General features: G+C 57.5%; 17 protein-coding genes and 2 pseudogenes. 10 read left to right on the top strand and 9 right to left on the bottom strand.

The annotated features are described in order from the left end of the window. Window positions 1-10: 10 nt before the first annotated feature. From NH344_RS08280 to NH344_RS08275, 3 genes are all read left to right on the top strand, one after another. The gene (locus NH344_RS08280) at window positions 11-2,515 is read left to right on the top strand and encodes a S8 family peptidase (protein ID WP_062375650.1); all 2,505 of its coding nucleotides are present in this window, start codon (window positions 11-13) and stop codon (window positions 2,513-2,515) included. A gap of 88 nt (window positions 2,516-2,603) precedes the next feature. Beyond that, on the top strand, window positions 2,604-2,786 hold the full coding sequence (locus NH344_RS18355) for a Fic family protein (RefSeq protein ID WP_084812794.1): 183 nt from the start codon (window positions 2,604-2,606) through the stop codon (window positions 2,784-2,786). Further along, a complete protein-coding gene (locus tag NH344_RS08275) occupies window positions 2,786-4,255 on the top strand; it encodes a class I SAM-dependent DNA methyltransferase (protein ID WP_044630188.1) in 1,470 nt (489 codons plus the stop codon). The genes NH344_RS18355 and NH344_RS08275 overlap by 1 nt, the downstream gene beginning before the upstream one ends. A gap of 22 nt (window positions 4,256-4,277) precedes the next feature. Here the strand turns inward: NH344_RS08275 and NH344_RS08270 are convergent, their stop codons facing one another. From NH344_RS08270 to NH344_RS08255, 4 genes are all read right to left on the bottom strand, one after another. Beyond that, complete coding sequence (locus tag NH344_RS08270) at window positions 4,278-4,652, bottom strand: hypothetical protein (protein ID WP_062375653.1); 375 nt, start codon at window positions 4,650-4,652, stop codon at window positions 4,278-4,280. Window positions 4,653-4,807: 155 nt separating this feature from the next. Further along, a complete protein-coding gene (locus tag NH344_RS08265) occupies window positions 4,808-5,548 on the bottom strand; it encodes a sulfite exporter TauE/SafE family protein (protein WP_159343353.1) in 741 nt (246 codons plus the stop codon). 11 nt (window positions 5,549-5,559) lie between these two features. After that, complete coding sequence (locus tag NH344_RS08260) at window positions 5,560-6,246, bottom strand: lysozyme-like domain containing protein (protein ID WP_253027746.1); 687 nt, start codon at window positions 6,244-6,246, stop codon at window positions 5,560-5,562. A gap of 74 nt (window positions 6,247-6,320) precedes the next feature. Continuing rightward, window positions 6,321-7,739, bottom strand: a complete 1,419-nt coding sequence (locus NH344_RS08255) for a PLP-dependent aminotransferase family protein (protein WP_044630191.1) — start codon at window positions 7,737-7,739, stop codon at window positions 6,321-6,323. Window positions 7,740-7,973: 234 nt separating this feature from the next. Here NH344_RS08255 and NH344_RS08250 point away from each other — a divergent pair, with 234 nt between their 5' ends. From NH344_RS08250 to gabT, 3 genes are read left to right on the top strand one after another with little or no spacing between them, the layout of a single operon-like run. Next, complete coding sequence (locus tag NH344_RS08250) at window positions 7,974-9,389, top strand: APC family permease (RefSeq protein WP_253027745.1); 1,416 nt, start codon at window positions 7,974-7,976, stop codon at window positions 9,387-9,389. 29 nt (window positions 9,390-9,418) lie between these two features. Then, window positions 9,419-10,870, top strand: a complete 1,452-nt coding sequence (locus NH344_RS08245) for an NAD-dependent succinate-semialdehyde dehydrogenase (protein WP_253027744.1) — start codon at window positions 9,419-9,421, stop codon at window positions 10,868-10,870. Window positions 10,871-10,881: 11 nt separating this feature from the next. Continuing rightward, window positions 10,882-12,153, top strand: coding sequence for a 4-aminobutyrate--2-oxoglutarate transaminase (gabT, locus tag NH344_RS08240; protein ID WP_253027743.1), 1,272 nt, complete (start codon window positions 10,882-10,884; stop codon window positions 12,151-12,153). 17 nt (window positions 12,154-12,170) lie between these two features. On the opposite strand, the gene NH344_RS08235 is transcribed toward gabT, so the two are convergent. Next, window positions 12,171-12,470, bottom strand: coding sequence for a deoxyribodipyrimidine photo-lyase (locus NH344_RS08235; protein ID WP_062375662.1), 300 nt, complete (start codon window positions 12,468-12,470; stop codon window positions 12,171-12,173). Window positions 12,471-12,581: 111 nt separating this feature from the next. On the opposite strand from NH344_RS08235, the gene NH344_RS08230 reads away from it, so the two are divergent. The 3 genes and pseudogenes from NH344_RS08230 to NH344_RS08220 all read left to right on the top strand — a co-directional run bounded on the left by NH344_RS08230 (window position 12,582) and on the right by NH344_RS08220 (window position 15,309). Continuing rightward, window positions 12,582-12,884 carry an antibiotic biosynthesis monooxygenase gene (locus NH344_RS08230; protein ID WP_044630196.1) on the top strand — a complete coding sequence of 101 codons (303 nt, stop codon included), beginning with the start codon at window positions 12,582-12,584 and terminating at the stop codon, window positions 12,882-12,884. A 246-nt stretch (window positions 12,885-13,130) separates the two neighbouring features. Further along, a pseudogene (locus NH344_RS08225) lies at window positions 13,131-14,410 on the top strand (aspartate aminotransferase family protein). Window positions 14,411-14,440: 30 nt separating this feature from the next. Continuing rightward, window positions 14,441-15,309 (top strand): annotated as a pseudogene (locus NH344_RS08220) (aldehyde dehydrogenase family protein). 313 nt (window positions 15,310-15,622) lie between these two features. Here NH344_RS08220 and NH344_RS08215 read toward each other — a convergent pair. The 4 genes from NH344_RS08215 to NH344_RS08200 form a co-directional block, all read right to left on the bottom strand. After that, the gene (locus NH344_RS08215) at window positions 15,623-16,231 is read right to left on the bottom strand and encodes a DNA-3-methyladenine glycosylase I (protein WP_058578131.1); all 609 of its coding nucleotides are present in this window, start codon (window positions 16,229-16,231) and stop codon (window positions 15,623-15,625) included. Next, window positions 16,231-16,971 carry a phosphatidylcholine synthase gene (gene pcsA, locus NH344_RS08210; RefSeq protein WP_228219364.1) on the bottom strand — a complete coding sequence of 247 codons (741 nt, stop codon included), beginning with the start codon at window positions 16,969-16,971 and terminating at the stop codon, window positions 16,231-16,233. Before pcsA ends, NH344_RS08215 begins: the two co-directional genes overlap by 1 nt. A 199-nt stretch (window positions 16,972-17,170) precedes the next feature. Continuing rightward, window positions 17,171-17,647 (bottom strand): YbaK/EbsC family protein, encoded by a 477-nt coding sequence (locus NH344_RS08205; RefSeq protein WP_062375667.1) that lies wholly within the window; start codon window positions 17,645-17,647, stop codon window positions 17,171-17,173. 56 nt (window positions 17,648-17,703) lie between these two features. Next, window positions 17,704-18,261: a substrate-binding domain-containing protein gene (locus NH344_RS08200; RefSeq protein ID WP_252860496.1), complete on the bottom strand. Its 558-nt coding sequence runs from the start codon at window positions 18,259-18,261 to the stop codon at window positions 17,704-17,706. A 132-nt stretch (window positions 18,262-18,393) separates the two neighbouring features. On the opposite strand from NH344_RS08200, the gene NH344_RS08195 reads away from it, so the two are divergent. Next, a partial coding sequence (locus NH344_RS08195; protein ID WP_253027742.1) for a helix-turn-helix domain-containing protein occupies window positions 18,394-18,581 on the top strand: 188 nt, incomplete at its 3' end.

Raw genomic sequence — 18,581 nt, 5'->3', positions numbered from 1 at the left:
AGGACATCGCATGCCGGATAACGAGAGGAAGAACCGCCCACACTTCATTTTTCAGAATAATGGTCAAACAGAACGCTTTGTATCGCCCCCTTCAGGTGGCGGTGGTAGCGACACTCCACCCAGAGATCGACAAACGCATGGCAGTGCGCTGTTACACAAGCTTCAGCAATTAACACCGGTCTTGGAAGGCGCCGTAGAGCAGCAGCATCAAGCCGGTATTGATGAGGGGGTGGGTCTTCAAATTGAATTTGAAAGCTTTCCCGATGTTGAGCTGGCCTTTGAATCCCTTGCGCGCGAGTCTTCGGGCATTGAGCTTCGCAACGTCAGACAAGATGGCAGCAAGACGTTTGCCACTGTATTTGTGCCCGATGGAAAACTCGATTTTTTTGAAAAGCGTATCAGCGCTTATCTTGATCAAAGCAAAGATAATAAGAGTGGCCCAGCGCATAGTAAGTTGATTAATGCAATTTCCGAAATTCGTGCTGCAACCCTGCATGCCTTATGGACAGATACCCCGGATGCCATGCCAAAAGCCGATGCTGAGGAGCTTTGGTGGGAAGTTTGGCTGCCAACAAGGGGTGATGATAGGCAGGCGGTTATCAATCAATTCAGGCAGACGGCCGTTGGCCTGAACTTCCGCTTGGCACCGGGGGAGTTATATTTCCCCGAACGGTCAGTGTTACTTATGTATGGCTCAGTAGGACAGATGAAACGATCGATGCTGACGTTGAACAGCATCGCTGAATTGCGGCGTGCCAAAGAAACGGCAGAATTCTTTGATTCTATTCCTCCTGGTGAGCAACCAGAGTGGGCTGATGATCTAGTTGCTAGGCTTACAGTGCCAGCTGAACATAGAGATGTGCCTTATGTATGCCTGTTAGATACCGGCGTTAATAATGGTCATCCGTTGCTCCGGTACTTTGTTTCTGATGCTGATCAACATAGTGTGGAGCCAGTCTGGGGCATTGATGATGCTGATGGGCATGGCACAGGTATGGCGGGTATTGCCGTTTTAGGTAATTTAGCCGATGTCTTATCTGCTCAACATCCGGTCTCGATTTCCCATCGTCTCGAATCGGTGAAATTGATTCCGCACGATGGTTATAACGGCGGCGATGCCCAACACCACGGTTACCTGACGGCGGAAGCAGTGGGTCGCCCCGCTGTGACAGCACCACACCGGAAGCGCGTTTTTAGTATGGCCATTACGGCTAAAGATAATCGCGACCGAGGTCGCCCGTCTGCATGGTCAGCTGCGCTAGATAGACTTGCTTATGATGTTGACGAACAGGGCGAAACGCCTAGATTGTTTGTCGTTTCGGCCGGAAACATTAAAGACCCGAATGCCTGGATGGAATACCCAGATAGCAATTCTTCTGATGCGATACATGATCCTGCGCAAGCGTGGAATGTTTTGACAGTGGGTGCTATGACCCAATTGGTCAGAATTACAGAGCCGGATACTGAACATTACACGCCCATTGCCGAAGAGGGGGGATTAAGCCCTTTCAGCACCACTTCTCAAACTTGGCAGCCACATTGGCCCCTAAAGCCAGATGTGGTGTTCGAAGGAGGAAATGCTGCAAAAGATGGCTTAGGTGCCGCATGGATGACAAGCTTAAGCTTGCTGACCACTCATGCTCATCCGAATGAGCGCTTATTCACTTCAGCGAATGCGACCAGTGCTGCCTCTGCACTTTGTGCAAGGATGGCGGCCCAGTTAATGGCCCGTTATCCTGAGCTTTGGCCGGAAACCGTGCGTGGCCTCATTGTGCATTCAGCACAATGGACCGACGCAATGAAACGCATGTTCTTACCCGCTCGGGGCGTTCCTTCCAAGGCACAAATGACCCAGTTGGTAAGACACTGTGGTTTCGGCGAACCGAATGTGGAACGAGCGCTTTGGAGCGCAAACAACTCACTAACAATGATTTGTGAAGAATCGCTTCGCCCATTCAAGCGCGAAGATGGAAAAGAACCAAAGCTAAGGGACATGAACCTTCATCGTCTTCCCTGGCCATTGGATGAGCTTGAAGCACTGGGCGAAACGCTAGTTGAAATGAGAGTGACGCTTTCATATTTCATTGAGCCTAACCCCTCTGCGCGCGGTGTTACCTCGCGTTATCGATATGAATCTCACGGCCTTCGTTTTGATGTAAAACGCCCCCTGGAGAGTGAAGATGATTTCAGGGCGCGCATCAACGCAGCGGCTAGAGACGATGAGGCGCGCATTACAAAAAGCGATAACGATCCTTCTTGGGTAATCGGTAAAAAGAATCGGCATAAAGGCTCAATGCATTCTGATATCTGGAAAGGCAGTGCGGCCGATTTGGCCAGCCGAGGTGCTATTGCGGTTTATCCTTCATTGGGGTGGTGGAAAACAAGGCCTGTACTCGAACGATACGACCAACGAGTGCGATATTCGCTTATTGTTTCGATAAGTGCCCCTGGGGTTGATATCGACTTGTACACTCCGGTGGCAAGCCAAATTGGTATGACAGTTGTTATTGAATAAGCGGTGTTGAAGCTACTGAACAAGCAGGGACTAAGCAGGGGCTAAGTAAGGATCAAGTAGATATGCTCTTATATTGTGTGACCCTACCATGTATTTGATGCACACCATGGGGCATATCAACCGTTCAAAACCCCACGCGGCTGCGCTGAATCCACTGCTTGATTCGGGATTGATTGAAATGACACAACCTGACTCGCCACGTAGCCCCACACAAAAATATCGATTAACCGATCTAGGCAAGCAAGTGCTTGCACCCAAGGATACGCACTAATGAACACTGCCCCCATTATTTCCAAGGTCTGGAGTTTTTGCACCACGCTGCGCGACGACGGTGTGGGCTATGGCGATTATTTGGAACAGCTGACTTATCTCATCTTCCTCAAGATGGCGGATGAATACGCCAAGCCGCCTTACAATCGCCATGTGGGCATTCCCGAAGGATACGACTGGGCGAGCCTGACACGCTTGCGCGGCGCGGAACTAGAAGTGCATTACGTCACTCTGCTGCGCAAGTTGGGCGAACAGAAAGGCATGCTGGGTCAGATATTTACCAAGGCGCAAAATAAGATCACTGACCCAGCCAAGCTGTACCGTCTGATCGATATGGTAGACGGCACGAAGTGGGTGATGTTAGGCGCTGATGTGAAGGGCGATATCTATGAAGGCCTGCTGGAACGCAATGCCGAAGATACCAAGTCTGGAGCGGGCCAATATTTCACTCCTCGTGCTTTGATTCGCGCGATAGTGGAATGCGTTCGCCCTGAGCCTGGCAAAACAATCGCCGATCCCGCATGTGGCACCGGTGGCTTTTTTCTGGCAGCTCATGACTTCCTGACTAACTCTGAAAATTATGCCCTGGACAAGGATCAGAAGAGCTTTCTCAAACACTCGACCTTTTTTGGTAACGAAATTGTTGCGGGCACTCGTAGGCTCTGCCTGATGAACATGTTCTTGCATGGGATCGGTGAAATTACCGGCGAATCGCTGGTATCTCCCGCCGATGCACTAGTATCACCATCTGATGAAACCTTTGATTACGTATTGGCGAACCCACCATTCGGCAAGAAAAGCTCAATGAGTTTCACCAATGCCGAAGGCGAGCAGACATCTGAGGAGCTCAACTACAATCGTCAGGATTTCTGGGCGTCCACCTCGAACAAGCAGCTTAATTTTGTTCAGCACATTCGTACGATGCTAAAAACGACGGGTAGAGCAGCCGTTGTGGTGCCTGATAACGTGCTGTTTGAAGGCGGTGCAGGCGAAACGATTCGCCGCAAGCTACTTCAAACCACAGATCTGCACACCATTTTGCGGTTACCGACCGGTATTTTCTACGCGCAGGGGGTTAAGGCGAACGTTCTTTTCTTCGATAACCGTCCTGCTAGCCCTGACCCGCAAACTTCCAAGGTCTGGTATTACGATTACCGAACCAATGTGCATCACACGCTGAAGCAGAAGCCTCTTACCTACACTCATTTAGAAGATTTTATTGCCTGTTACCACACCAGCAATCGCCATGAACGAACGCCCACCTGGAGCGAAGAAACGTCAGCTGGACGGTGGCGCGCTTTTGATCGAGAAGAGTTATTGGCGAGAGATAAAGCGAGCCTTGATATCTTCTGGCTTCGCGATGCCTCAATGACGGATCTGGAAAATTTGCCAGAGCCTGAGGTATTAGCAGAGGAGATTATGGAAAACCTGCGCTCAGCGTTGGCAAGCTTCGAAACTGTGAACGAATAGAAGGTAACTGGTCAGAGGTGAGTTACTTCCATTTCGCCCAAGGCCAGCGACGCTTAACCGGCGTATCGATTTGGCTAATGGCGCTGGTGAGCGGCAGCATGATCGCGCTGAGTTGGCGGTGGCAGACGGCGCTGCTGAGTACGCCGGGACACTGTTTGAGCAGCAGGTCGCACTGTTGGGAGGCGATGAATAGCTGCTCCACGACCGCAGGCGCGAACAGCGGCTTGGCCTGCTGGCAGCAGCGGGTCAGCTCTCGGGAGAGCATTGAGAGCATGCTGGTGTCTAGCCAGCAGGGCAGCGGATCTTCTAGCCGTCCGGCAATCGAGTGCTGAACGGCTTCAAACGATGTGCGTAAAAACAGCAGGGTTTGACGAAGCTGGCGCTGTTCACTGGTCATGTGACGTCCCTTTACCTCAACGGCTCTTTATCTACCAATGTGCTGGCTAAAAAGAGAGTGTTTCTCATTTGCATCTTTTGGAGAAGATAGCCTTACTCAATCGCGGTGTCAATTACAGGCTATGAACGAATGAGGAGTGGTGGTACCGCCAACGCTTAGCGGCTGAGCAGGTACACCCCCTGCAGGAAGTAGAACACCCCAATGCCGGTGACGATCCAGCGGGTCCAGGTGCGGAAGTTGGCGTCGGTCAGGCGGTGCAGAATCCGTGTGCCGGTTTGGGTGCCCAGCATGGCAAACGGGGCGGCCAGTAGCACGATGCTCCACTCACCCACGCTGAGCGCAAGGGCGGCACCTAAGTAGAAGAGGATTTTGATGGAGTGGGCGACCACTTGAATCATGGCCTTGGTAGCGACGACTTGGCGGCGGTCCATCTGCGAGCGCACAAAGAAGATATCGATCAGCGGGCCGGAGACCCCGGCGGCAATCGTGAGGCCGCCAGAGGCGATGCCGCAGCAAAACGCGTGGCTGGCGCGATGAGCGTCTAGCTGGAACCAGTGCTTGGGCGTCCATACCAAAATAGGCAGCAGCCCGATCAATAAAGAAACAGTGGCCGCATTGGGCGTGTAGTTAAACAGCAGCAGAAGCCCAGCCGCGCTGAGCACGCCCAGCGCCATGAGCGCCACAATGCGCCAAACAATAAAGCGCCGCGAAAGCCACGCCCGAGAGGCATTGGACGTTAACTGGATAACGCCATGCACGGCCATGGCAGTACTGGCGGGGAATATCACCAGCAGGAACCACAGCAACACCAGCCCGCCCGCCATACCAAATACGCCGGAGAGCATGGAAGTGAAAAACACCACGCCGACAAAGGCGAATCCCATTAACAGTGTCATGAAAGACGCCCTCAGCTACGACAGAATGGCCACACCTGATAGAACTTGCGGCACTGGAACTCTGCCTGGCAACTGTTGAGCTGGGCCTGGTAGCGGCTGGAGAGGCTCGCCACTTGGCGGCCTGCGTTGAGCACCTGGGGTTTACTGCGATAAGTGCCTCGCTGATAGCCGCCTGCACCCTCGTGGTAGGCGTAATAGAGGTGCTCAGGATTGTTGAGCGAAATGCCCGTTTGCGCGCGAGTGCGGGCGTTGTACCAGCCAATGAAATCGGTGGCGTGTTTCATATGCGTGCGCCGGGCAAATAGGCTGCCCGCTTGGTCTTCGTACTCACCCCACACCGGGTCTTGGGCTTGGGCGTAGCCTTTGGCGGAAGAGGGGCGCGGGCCGGGAATAAAGCCAAGGTAGTATTTGCGGTCTGGGCGCACGTGGCTGCGAAACGAGGACTCCCGCTGAATAAACGCCATTTGGGTCGCGATGGGCGTTCCCCACTTCTCTTCAGACTCTTGCGCGTAGTCGTACCAGCTAGGCTGTTCGCGGAAAATCTCGCAGATATTGGTCTGATCCTCCGGCGGGCTGGGCGCAAAGGTCGCGCACCCAGAGAGCAGCAGTAGGGCAGCGACGGTCAGCCATCCGCGGAGCGAAGCGGTAGAAGCAGCAGAGAAAGTAGAGACCCAAACGCTATCAACAGGGCGATGCATAGGACGGTCCTTGTGGATAAGTCATGTTAGTTTCGTGTTGTTTAGTGTACTGACGGATAAAGTACCTGGGCCGCTTAGCGCAGCAGCGGCTCCAGGCAGCGGCGCAGGCGCTGTGCCTCGCGCACCAACGTTTCACCAGAGAGCATGCCCACCCCCATCACCAAACCAACGCGGGGGTCCGAGGAAGCACACACCGGGCTTAACGGCCGCACGATCAAGTGCTCTTTCAGCAACGATTGCGCGATGGCCACATCGTTAATGCCCGGCTCGAACTCCACGCACAGGCTGATGGCACTGCTGGGAGCCGACACCGAGCGCACCTGGGGCAGCGAGCGCAGCTGGTCGTGCAGCACCTGTTGGCGGCCTAAATAGTCCCGCTGAATGCGCCGACACCAGGCATCCAAATCACCATCAAAAATAAACTGGGCCAGTACGGCTTGGTCCAGCATACGGCCCTCGCGAAACAGCTCGCTGCGCAGACGGTTCATGGGACCTGCCAAATGCCGCGGCACCACCAAGTAGCCCAGCCGCAGGCCGGGAAACATCATCTTAGAGAAAGAGCCTACCAGCAAATGGCGCTCAGAGTGGGCATCAAACAGCAGGTTGGGGTGGTCGTCGCGGTTAAATTCATAGTCATCTTCCACCACGTAGGTGGGCGATAACGCCTCACACAGCCGCTGTTTATGCTCGGCGCTGGTCGGCACGCTGAGCGGATAGTGGTGCGAGCCGGTGAGGTAAGCCAGCGCCACGGGGCCGGGAGTAGCCGGTAAGGCATGACCCGCTTCAGGCCGCCACGGCAGCATTTCGATGTTCAGCCCGGCGGCGGTAAACACGTTGCGCGCACCCCAATAGCAGGGCGACTCCATGGCCACCGTATCGCCCACATCCGCCAGGGCAACGGCGCACAGCTCGATGCCGTTGTGGGTGCCATCAGTAATGATGATCTGCTCGGTATCGCAATGAATATCCCGCCAGCGGGCCAGAAAATCACGAATCGCCCGTTTCAGCGGGCCGTAGCCGCCGGTGGAGTAGGAGAGCAGCAGCGCATTTTGCGGCACCGTCACGCTGGCGTAGAGCTGCCGCCATTTGCGCATGGGGAATTGGGCGATATCCGGAATGCCGGGCACGAAAGCCCCGCTCTGAATCATGCTGGCCCCAGGGCCTTGCAGCACCCGCTGGGCGCGCTGAGATAACTGCACATTGGCGGGGGCATCGGGCGGTGGCGTTGCCGGCTTGCAGGTCCAGGTGCCTTGGCCGTGGGCGGTTGTCAGCAGCTGCTCTTCCAACAGCGTGCCAATCGCCAGGGCCAGGGTTTGGCGCGCCACCTGAATGGCATCCGCCAACACCCGATGAGAAGGCAAACGCAGCCCGCTGGGCCACTGCTGCGTAATGGCTTGGCGCAGCGCCTGCTCAATGCGCACCTGCTTACTCAGCCGCTCCGGTTGGAGTGCATAAAGTTGCATAAATTGGTGCAAGACCTGCTGGCGATCCATATCAACGCCCCCTTTTCCGCGTGAAGCCCGCTGCCATCAGGCGTTTAGACGAAAGCATTATGTCAGCTATGCACTTATTTGGTGCGTTGAAAAAGTGGTCTAGTCGAACGCCAAAGTGGTGCATTCGCGTTCTGACCGCCGCCTGCTAGCGTGTAACTATTCCGTCACCGGAATCAGGATACTGCGCCTCAGAGCGCCTATGACAACATCCAATAACCTGCAGGACACTGTGCGATGACCACTCCCTCTTCTGAACAGGATAAGCTCGTCCGGGTACTGGCCCGCGGCGACGTATTAGCCCTCGCCTTCGGCGCGATGATTGGCTGGGGCTGGATTGTATTAACCGGCACCGCGATTCAATCCGCTGGCAGCGTAGGCGCTATTTTAGCGTTTATTATCGGCGGTTTAGCGATCATCATGGTGGGCCTGACCTACGCTGAGCTGGCTTCCGCCATGCCCAAAGTAGGCGGCGAGCATGTTTACAGCTACCGCGCTTTAGGTCACTTGCCCTCTTTCTTATGCACCTGGGCGATTATTTTAGGCTATTTAAGCGTGGTGGCCTTTGAAGCCGTGGCGCTGCCCACCGTGATTGAGCACCTAGCGCCAAACTATGCGGTTGGCCACTTATGGACCATCGCGGGCTGGGAAGTCAAAGCGACGTGGGTTGCTGTCGGTGTTGGCGGCTCGCTCGCCATGATGATTATCAACTACTTCGGTGTGACTACCGCCGCGCTGATCCAAAAAGTCGTGACCGCCATGATTTTGCTGGTTGGCGTGCTGTTTGTCACGGGCGCGCTGTTTGAAGGCGAAACCATCAACATGATGCCGCTGTTCACCCAGGCCGATACCGGCGTGGTGGCGGGCATTGTCGCGGTGCTGGTCATGGTGCCGTTCCTGTTCGTGGGCTTTGACGTCATTCCCCAAGCCGCCGAAGAGATTAACCTGCCCTATAAAGCCATCGGCAAAGTGCTGATGATGTCGGTGATCCTGGCGGTGGTGTGGTACGCGCTAATTATTCTGGCCACCAGCCTTGCCCTGAACAGCACCGAGCTGGCCGCGAGTTCCCTGAGCGTGCCGGATGCCATGGGCAGCCTGTTCAACGCCCCCTGGGCCAGCAACTTAATGATACTGGCCGGTATTGCGGGCATCATCACCAGCTGGAACGCCTTCTACATCGGCGGTTCACGGGCCATTTACGCCCTGGCTCGTGCGGGCATGCTGCCTGCACCGTTTGCCAAGCTGCACCCGAGCTATAAAACGCCCACTAACGCCATCTTCCTGATGGGCTTCCTCTCCTGTATCGCCCCGTTCTTCGGCCGCCCCGCGCTGGTGTGGATCGTCAACGCCGGTGGCCTGGGCATCGTGATTGCCTACCTGTTCGTGGCCGTCTCCTTTGTAGTGCTGCGGGTTCGTGAGCCGGATATGCCGCGCCCGTTCCGCATTCGCCACGGCAAGCTGTGCGGCACCCTGGCGGTCGTCCTCTCTTTCGGCATGGCGTGCCTCTACCTGCCCGGTAGCCCGGCGGCACTGAGCGGCGCAGAGTGGTCGATCTTCGCGGGCTGGTCGCTGCTGGGGGTGGGGCTTTACATCCATGCCCTGCGCACCTACGGCCGGGCCTACAGCGACCAACACATGATGGCTGACCTGTAAGCCGTTCCAACACTTTAAAGGAGCACGCTATGAGCTTTATCGAACAGTGGTTGCACGATGCCGTACCGGCCCTGGTGGGTGGGCAGTGGCGCAAAGGCCAGCAGACCTTTGCCGTCGATAACCCCGCCACCGGCGAAACCATCGCCCACGTGGCGGATTTAAGCGCCGACGACACCCGCGACGCCGTGGCCGCCGCTTACGAAGCCGGTGCCGAGTGGCGCGCCACCCCGGTGAAACAGCGCTCCGCGCTACTGCGCCGCTGGTTTGAGCTGATCAATGAGCACGCCGACGACCTAGCCCGTCTGATGACCCTAGAGCAGGGCAAGCCGCTGGCGGAAGCCAAAGGCGAAGTGACCTACGGCGCCTCGTTCATCGAGTTCTTCGCTGAAGAAGCCAAGCGTATGGCCGGGGAAACTCTACCTAGCCACGGCGCGGATAAGCGCCTGCTGGTACTGCGCGAGCCGGTGGGCGTGGTCGCGGCGATTACCCCGTGGAACTTCCCGCTGGCGATGATTACCCGCAAGTGCGCCCCGGCCCTGGCCGCTGGCTGCACCGTGGTCATCAAGCCAGCAGAAGCCACGCCGCTGACCGCGCTGGCCGCCGCTTATTTAGCGCTGGAAGCGGGCCTGCCCGCAGGCACCATCAACGTGGTTACCGCTTCCAAACCCGCCGCCGTGGGCGAGGTGCTTACCACCGACGCTCGGGTGCGCAAGGTGTCGTTTACCGGTTCTACCCCGGTGGGCAAACACCTGCTGGCTCAGTGTGCCAGCACGGTGAAGAAAACCGCCATGGAGCTGGGCGGCAACGCGCCGTTCATCGTGTTTGACGACGCCGATGTGGACGCCGCCGTGAACGGAGCCATCGCCTCCAAGTTCCGCAACGCCGGGCAAACCTGCGTGTGCACCAACCGCTTCCTGGTACAGGACGGTATTTACGATGCCTTCGTCGCCAAGCTCACCGAGCGTGTGAACGCGCTCAACGTGGGTGACGGCCTGGCAGAAGGCAGCATCATCGGCCCGCTGATCAACCAAGCCGCCGTGGATAAAGTGCAGCGCCACGTCGACGACGCGGTGAACAAAGGCGCGCGCCTACTGTGCGGCGGCCAGCCCCACGCGGCGGGTGATCGCTTCTTTACTCCCACGGTGCTGGCGGATGTGACCACTCAAATGGCCGTGGCCGATGAAGAGACGTTTGGCCCGGTGGCCCCGGTGTTCCGCTTCCAGCGCGATGAAGAAGCCATCGCCATGGCCAACGACACTCCGTTTGGCCTGGCCGCCTACTTCTACGCCACGGATTACCGCCGCATCTGGCGCACCATGGAGCAGTTGGAGTACGGCATGGTGGGCGTCAACGAAGGCTTGATCTCCACCGAGCTTGCGCCGTTTGGCGGCGTGAAAGAGTCCGGGCTGGGCCGCGAAGGTTCCCACCACGGATTGGATGAATTTACTGAACTGAAATACGTCTGCGTTGGCGGTTTATAAAGAGAACGATGATGACTAACCAAGAACTGAACGACCTGAAAAACCGCTTCGTGGCCAATGGTGCCGCCACGCCGACCACCCAGTTTGCCGAGCGCGCTGAAAACGCCGAACTGTGGGACGCCGACGGCAAACGCTGGATTGACTTCGCGGGCGGCATTGGCGTGCTCAACCTGGGCCACCGCCACCCGAAAATCGTCGCGGCGGTCGAAGCGCAGCTCAAGAAAGTCATGCACACCAGCGCGGCGGTCATCTCCTACGCGCCCTACGTGCAGCTGTGCCAAAAGCTCTGCGAACTCACCCCTGTGCGCGGCCCCGAGCGTAAGGCCATGCTGGTGAATACCGGTGCCGAAGCGCTGGAAAACGCCGTGAAGATTGCCCGCGCCGCCACTGGCCGCACCGGCATCATCACGTTTGACGGTGCCTTCCACGGCCGCACCATGATGACCCTGGCGATGACCGGCAAGGTACTGCCCTACAAGAACGACTTCGGCCCCATGCCGGGCGACGTCTTCCGCGCCCCGTTCCCCAACCCGCTGCACGGCATCAGCGAAGAAGCCTCGCTGAACGCCATTCGCACGCTGTTCAAAACCGATATTGCCCCGCACCGCACGGCGGCCATCGTGATCGAGCCGGTACAGGGCGAAGGCGGCTTTTACATCGCCTCGCCGGATTACCTGAAAGCGCTGCGCGCCCTGTGCGACGAGCACGGCATTCTGCTGATCGCCGACGAAGTGCAGTCCGGCTTTGCCCGTACCGGCAAGCTGTTTGCGCTGGAACACAGTGGCATCGAAGCGGACATTCTCACCACCGCCAAGAGCCTTGCCAACGGCATGCCGCTTTCTGCCGTGGTCGGCACCGCCAAGGTGATGGACGCCTCCGGCCCCAACTCTCTAGGCGGCACCTACAGCGGCAACCCGCTTTCTTGCGCGGCAGCCCTGGCGGTGATCGACGCCATCGAAGAAGAGAACATCCTGGCCCGCAGCGAGCAGATGGGCAAAATGCTGGCCGAACGTTTCGCCGTCTGGGAAGAGCGCTTCCCCGCCGTCGCCCACGGCCGTCAGCTCGGCGCCATGGCCGCGTTCGAACTGCTCAACAGCGACGGCAAGCCCGACCCGCAACTCACTGGCGCGCTCTGCGCCAAAGCCCGTGAGAAAGGCCTGATCCTGCTCTCCTGTGGCTTCTACGGCAACAGCATCCGCATTCTGGTGCCGCTGACGGTTTCTTCTGCGGTGCTGGAGGAAGGGTTGAGTATTATTGAGGAGTCGTTGGAAGCGCTGAGCTAGTAATCTTCTAAGCGGCACTAAGCCCGCCCATCGTCAGGTAGCGTAAGCTGTTGGCGATGGGTGGGTTTTTTGTGGGTAACTGCAAGGTTGGTGGAGCGCTTACGGCCCAGGGTGTTGAGCGCTTGGGCAAGGTCAACCAGTGAATCGGCGGCAAACTGCCAGTGGCGTAGGGCGCTGTCGGGTGCTTGCCACTGCCCAGGCTCGATGGCAAATAGCGGCAGCACCGGGCCCGCCGCTGCGGCGTTGGCCAGCGGTGCGTGATCGTGAATACGTAAATCGCGTTTGAACCAAACGACCTGAAGGGGTGCCTGAGCCATTAGCCGTAACGCCTGTTCGTCACTTATCTATTCGTGATGCAGTGATGACGTTACCATCAAGCGATTGTTTGCGTAACTAACTGAGTCACACTCGCTCACAGGAGAACCACTATGTATATCGCCATGAACCGTTTTCGGATTGCCCCAGGCCGCGAAGAGGATTTTCTAGAGGTATGGCGCAACCGCGATTCCCACTTGGACGAAGTGCCGGGCTTCAAGCAGTTCCAAATGCTGCAGGGCGAAAGCCAGGAAGACCACACCGTGTTTATCTCCCACAGCGTGTGGGAATCCGAAGAGGCCTTCCGCGCCTGGACGAAGTCGGAGGCCTTCCGCAAAGCCCACGCCAACGCCAAAGCGCCGGAAGGCATCTACCTTGGCCCGCCTAAGTTTGAAGGGTTTGAGGTGGTGTTGTAAGTCATTTATGAGCACCGCACCGTTGCCGGTGCGGTAGCAGACGTTGGTTCACGTTAATAACGTTTAACGTGAACTCAAGAAATACTGGATTTTACAAACGTGGTGGCTGGCCCATGCTGAACCCATGCCTTCTAGCGATGGAGCTTGGCCACTATGTTTGAATTAAAAAGCGGATTAAAAGACCGCACTACTTCCCGTGCGTACCCAGCCGATGAGCAGGGCACCGCCCTCAACCAGCACTTCTGGATGCCGTTCAGCGCGAACCGCGATTTCCGCGCCAACCCGCGCATGATTGCCGGGGCGGAAGGGCGTTATTACATTGATGACCAGGGGCGCAAGCTGTTTGATTCGCTCTCTGGCCTATGGACCTGCGGGGCGGGCCATAACCGGGAAGAGATTCAAAAAGCAGTAGCGGCGCAGTTAGGCACGCTGGATTTTGCCCCCGGCTTTCAGATAGGCCATCCGCTGGCGTTCAAATTAGCGGAAAAGGTCGCCAGCTTAACGCCTGCTGGGCTGGATCATGTGTTTTTCACCAATTCCGGCTCAGAAGCCGCCGATACCTCGGTCAAGATGGCCAAGGCGTATTGGCGGTTGAAGGGCAAGCCGGAAAAAACCCGCATGATTGGCCGCGCCAAGGGCTACCACGGGGTGAATATCGGCGGCACCAGCCTGGGGGGCATTGGCGGTAACCGCAAGCACTACGGCCAGTTGATGGACGTGACGCACCTGCCCATACGCTGCAAGCGGGCCATGCCTATACTCGTGGCCAAGCGGAAACCGGCGCTGAGCTGGCCGATGCGTTGCTGGATCAAATTGCCCTGCACGATGCGTCGACCATTGCCGCCGTAATCGTGGAGCCCATGTCGGGCTCGGCGGGGGTGATTGTGCCGCCAAAAGGCTATTTGGATCGGCTGCGGGAGATCTGCACCGCCCACGATATTCTGCTGATTTTTGATGAAGTCATTACCGCCTTTGGCCGCAGTGGGGCGACCACCGGGGCCGAAGCGTTTGGCGTCACGCCGGATATCATGAACGTGGCTAAACAGATCACCAATGGGGCGGTGCCCATGGGGGCCGTGATTGCCTCCCCGGAGATTTTCGACACCTTCATGCACGCCGGTGGCCCGCAGCATGCCATCGAGTTTTCCCATGGTTACACCTACAGCGCTCACCCCGTGGCCTGTGCCGCTGGCCTGGCGGCGCTGGAACTGTTCGAGCGTGAGGACTTCCCCGCGCAGGTCAGTGCGATTGCCCCAGTGTTCGAGCAGAAGCTGCACGCCCTGAAAGGCCGTCACCATATCGTCGATATTCGCAACTACGGCCTGGCCGGTGCCCTGCAGCTTGCGCCGCGTAACGGCGACCCGACGATTCGCCCCCGCGATGCCCATATGGCGTTGTGGGAAGCCGGTTTTTACGTGCGCTACGGCGGTGACACCCTGCAGTTCGGCCCTCCCTTTGGCACCACGGAAGCCGAGCTTGAGCGTTTGTTCGATGCCGTCGCCAGTACCCTGGATTCCCTGGCATAACCCTGGCCCACCCTGTTTCGGAGTTTCATGATGAGTGTTGTTTCCCACCTGATTAATGGTGAGCTGGTGGAAAGCCAGCGTACGCTGGACGTGACCAACCCCTCCACGGGCAAGGTGGTTCGCCAGGTGGTGGATGCCAGCGCAGCAGATGTGGAGCGAGCCATTGCTGCGGCTCAGGCGGCGTTTCCTGCCTGGCGTGATACGCCGCCCGCCAAGCGTGCCCAGGTGATGTACCGCTTCAAGCAGCTGCTGGAAGAGCACGCCGACCGCCTGGTGCAGCTGGTCAGCGAAGAGCATGGCAAGACGGTGGAAGACGCCATGGGCGAGCTGAAACGTGGCATCGAGAACGTCGAGTACGCCTGCGGCGTGCCGGAGCTGCTGAAAGGCGAGTACTCCCACAATGTGGGGCCGGGAATCGATGCCTGGTCCAACTTCCAGCCGTTGGGCGTGGTGGCGAGCATTACGCCGTTTAACTTCCCCGCCATGGTGCCGCTGTGGATGTACCCCATGGCGATTGCCTGCGGTAATACCTTTATCAGGAAGAGATCTTCGGGCCGGTGCTCTGCGTGGTGCGGGTTGGCAGCCTGGACGATGCCATGCAGCTGATTAACGACCACGAATACGGCAACGGCACCTGCCTGTTTACCCGCGATGGCGAAGCCGCTCGCCGCTTCACCGACGGTATCGAAGTGGGCATGGTGGGGGTGAACGTACCGCTGCCCGTGCCGGTGGCGTATCACAGCTTTGGTGGCTGGAAGCGCTCGCTGTTTGGTGACCTTCACGCCTATGGCCCAGACTCGGTGCGCTTCTACACTCGCCGCAAAGCGGTTTCCCAGCGCTGGCCTTCCGTCAGCGAAGCCACACGGGCGGAGTTCTCGTTTCCTACTAACCAGCGTTGACGCGATGCGCTAACTGCGCCATCTTCACTGCACCACCGCCTGCATCATTGTTGGGCGGTGGTGTATTTTTTGGTGCGTATTATGAGCGGTCAGGGTTGCAAAGGGATACCAGCGTGGCGAGAACACAGGACGAAATTCGGCAAACGAACGTCAAAAAGATCCTTCAGGCGGCGGAGCAGCTGTTTGCGGGACCAAACACCTAACGCCTGCGATGGAAAAAGCGGTGCGCACGGTGGGCGAGTTAGCGAGTGAGATGCTCAGCGAGGTACGCGAGTCCTCACTGGCGATGAAGTAAGAGCAACGAGGTGTTCATTCAAGAAGGCCGCTGAAACGCTGCGCGCGCCTGTTCAACGCGTTCGCGAGTAATGCAATTTAACGAGTGATCATTGATCAGCCCCATGGCCTGCATAAACGCAAACGCGGTGGTGGGGCCGAAAAACTTCCAGCCGCGCTTTTTAAGATCTTTTGCTAACGCGATAGATTCCGGCGATGTGGTTTGCGTTTGTGGGGCAGGCAGAGAAGCGCTATCCGGTTCATAGCGCCAGAAAAACGCCGCTAGCGAGCCTTCTTGAACCACCATTTCCTGCGCACAACGCGCGTTATTGATGGTGGCTTCGATCTTACCGCGGTGACGAATAATGCCCGCATCTTGCAGCAAGCGCTGCACGTCCTCTTCGTCAAAACCGGCGACTTTATTGAAATCGAAGTGGTGGAAAGCCGCGCGGAAATTCTCACGCTTGTTCAAAATCGTTCGCCAGCTCAAGCCTGATTGAAAACTCTCCAAGCAGAGCTTTTCAAACAGCCGCTGGTCATCGTCAACGGGAAAGCCCCACTCGTGATCGTGATAGGGCAGAAACTCCGCTGCTCCGCCACACCACTGGCAGCGTGGGTGGCCGTCGGGAGCGATAAAGGCGTTGGCCATTAGCGCGCCTCCTGCCCGTCGAACCACTCCTGGGCCGTGCGCCAAAGGCACATGCCGGCGAAGTAAGCAGAGGTCAATCCTAAGCCCCATAGTGCCCAGGTAGCTTGATCAGGGGCTGAAAGGATTAACGCGGTCGCGCAGCCACACCAAAGCAGCGTCACAGCGATATTGAGCGGCATAAATAGGCGCACGCGAAACGGATGCAGAAACTTCATTTTCGTCACGGTCAGCATCGCCAGGACGAGTATTGCGCCAAACGTCAGCAGTGGCGGTAAATCAAGAATGTAAAAATAGGCGGCGGCAATGTTCCAGGCGGCTGGAAAGCCTACGAAGTAATTATCTTGGCTTTTCATATCGACGTTGCAGAAGCAGAACATCGACGATAGCAAAATGATAAAGACCGAGATCAGCCCTAAATAGGGCGGCAATTCAATGAAGTAGTAAATGAACAGCGCGGGGATAAAGGCCCAGGTGAGGTAATCAATCACCATATCCAGCGTGGAACCATCGAAGTGGGGGAGTACGGACTTCACCTCATATTTGCGCGCCAGAGTGCCATCAATACCATCGATCATCATCGCCGCCCCCAGCCAAAGCAGGCAGGCCACCGGGTTGTTATCAACCAGCGCCAGCAGCGCCATCGTGCCAAGCAGCACGCCGCTGGCGGTGAAGACATGGACACTCCAAGCTTTGTAAATCGGTGCTCGGGATTCAGTTTGAGTAGAGAGTGATTGGACCACGGTAACCCCAGTGGGAACGCGTCGTCCCCTTGCTGTTGGATTGATTAATAAACGTTCAAAAGACGATACACTACTATAAGAAAGCCGTCAGGAAATACGCGGCGTATCCGCTGAGTGCCTCTTCACTCCATTGCCACGGTGAGTTAATGCACCCACTAGGGAGATAGCGCATGACCCATGTTCGCCCTGCCGCCCTGCCTTAGTGGGTGCTTTCCGGCAACTTACACACATCCACCCACTGAGCACCGGCCAGCTCGGCCAAATGATTGGGACTTAAACGCACCGCGCTGTTCGGTGAGCCCGCAGCGGGTAGTACTTCATCGAACGCGTGTAGGGATTCGTCGCAATAGACGGGGAGATCCGTCGTCAGCCCAAACGGGCATACTCCGCCCACCGGATGGCTGGTCAGTTCCATCACGGTGTCAGCATCGAGCATTTTGGCTTTGCCACCGAAGGTATCGCGAATTTTGCGGTTATCGATCCGTGCATCGCCACTGGCCACAATCAGCAGCGGTTTCTCACCCACTTTAAACGCCAATGTTTTAGCAATCTGCCCAGGGGCGACACCGTGAGCCTCGGCGGCGAGCTGTACGGTGGCGGTGCTGGTGTCTAGCTCTTCAATGGCCAGCTCTGGCGCGTGCTCGGCAAAAAATTGGCGAACGGTCTCGATGCTCATGATGTGCTCCTTGGATAAGTGGAATCGCTAATCTAACTTGCCAGCGCGTGGTTAGCCTACGTCCCACTGATAAACCCCAAAAACGCATCCACCACGCGATTGGGGCGGCGGTCATGGCGGGTAATCAGTACAAACGGGATGCGGTAGTGCTGAGTAGCGGTGTGAAGCGCGCGCAGCTTGCCAGCTGCCACCCATTGCTCGGCGACATGTTCGGGTAGAAAGCCGATGAATCGGCCGGAGAGGATCAGGAACGCCGCGCCCTCCCGGTCGGAAGCGGAGGCTTGCAGGTTGAGCGCTTCGTGGGCCTGACGTGCGCTCTCTGGAAGCGGGTAGCGGGGTCGAATGGCCGGGTATCGAGCAAGCTGGGCGGCGCTCTCGGCGTCGTCGGGTACGCTGAACAGCGGGTGGCCAGCGGAGCAGTATAGGTAAGAGGGCTCCTCGTAGAGCAAGCGTGTTTCCAGGCTGGTGGGCAGGTTCACGGCGGGCACGACGCCTACGTGTAGATGACCATCCATCACGCCGCGAATCACCGCGTCCGATGGCTCCATATGAATATGGACCGTTACCTCGTGATGAGGGGCGGTGAGTGCTGCCAACGCATGGGTCACATCCATGGCGAGTAGCGTGACGAGGTTATCAGTTAGCGCGGAAAACCTCGTACTTTTAGTGCGAGGATGGATAGCGCGGCGTCCGCCAGGACGCCTTGTGTTTTGCATCCTTACAATATTTCGTCTAAAGTGTAAAGAATGAAAGCCGAACGCGCCTACCAATACCGCTTCTATCCCACGCCTGAGCAAGCAGCCTTGCTGGCGCGGACGTTTGGGTGCGTGCGGTTTGTCTGGAACGCGGTGCTGCGCTATCGCACCGACGCGTTTTATCAGCGTCAGGAAAAGATCGGCTATAACGATGCCAGCGCGTTCCTAACACAGTTAAA

The organism is Halomonas sp. Ps84H-12, assembly GCF_024124725.1.
Taxonomy (GTDB): domain Bacteria; phylum Pseudomonadota; class Gammaproteobacteria; order Pseudomonadales; family Halomonadaceae; genus Vreelandella; species Vreelandella aquamarina.
Note: the sequence above shows the minus strand (reverse complement) of the source record. Positions and strands in the feature narration are given on the sequence as shown.

Bases quoted from the DNA above. Each gene is read 5' to 3' on its own strand.
- NH344_RS08280 (WP_062375650.1), top strand. From the start codon at position 11: ATGCCGGATAACGAGAGGAAGAACCGCCCACACTTCATTTTTCAGAAT.
- NH344_RS18355 (WP_084812794.1), top strand. From the start codon at position 2,604: ATGTATTTGATGCACACCATGGGGCATATCAACCGTTCAAAACCCCAC.
- NH344_RS08275 (WP_044630188.1), top strand. From the start codon at position 2,786: ATGAACACTGCCCCCATTATTTCCAAGGTCTGGAGTTTTTGCACCACG.
- NH344_RS08270 (WP_062375653.1), bottom strand. From the start codon at position 4,652: ATGACCAGTGAACAGCGCCAGCTTCGTCAAACCCTGCTGTTTTTACGC.
- NH344_RS08265 (WP_159343353.1), bottom strand. From the start codon at position 5,548: ATGACACTGTTAATGGGATTCGCCTTTGTCGGCGTGGTGTTTTTCACT.
- NH344_RS08260 (WP_253027746.1), bottom strand. From the start codon at position 6,246: ATGCATCGCCCTGTTGATAGCGTTTGGGTCTCTACTTTCTCTGCTGCT.
- NH344_RS08255 (WP_044630191.1), bottom strand. From the start codon at position 7,739: ATGGATCGCCAGCAGGTCTTGCACCAATTTATGCAACTTTATGCACTC.
- NH344_RS08250 (WP_253027745.1), top strand. From the start codon at position 7,974: ATGACCACTCCCTCTTCTGAACAGGATAAGCTCGTCCGGGTACTGGCC.
- NH344_RS08245 (WP_253027744.1), top strand. From the start codon at position 9,419: ATGAGCTTTATCGAACAGTGGTTGCACGATGCCGTACCGGCCCTGGTG.
- gabT (WP_253027743.1), top strand. From the start codon at position 10,882: ATGACTAACCAAGAACTGAACGACCTGAAAAACCGCTTCGTGGCCAAT.
- NH344_RS08235 (WP_062375662.1), bottom strand. From the start codon at position 12,470: ATGGCTCAGGCACCCCTTCAGGTCGTTTGGTTCAAACGCGATTTACGT.
- NH344_RS08230 (WP_044630196.1), top strand. From the start codon at position 12,582: ATGTATATCGCCATGAACCGTTTTCGGATTGCCCCAGGCCGCGAAGAG.
- NH344_RS08215 (WP_058578131.1), bottom strand. From the start codon at position 16,231: ATGGCCAACGCCTTTATCGCTCCCGACGGCCACCCACGCTGCCAGTGG.
- NH344_RS08205 (WP_062375667.1), bottom strand. From the start codon at position 17,647: ATGAGCATCGAGACCGTTCGCCAATTTTTTGCCGAGCACGCGCCAGAG.
- NH344_RS08200 (WP_252860496.1), bottom strand. From the start codon at position 18,261: ATGGATGTGACCCATGCGTTGGCAGCACTCACCGCCCCTCATCACGAG.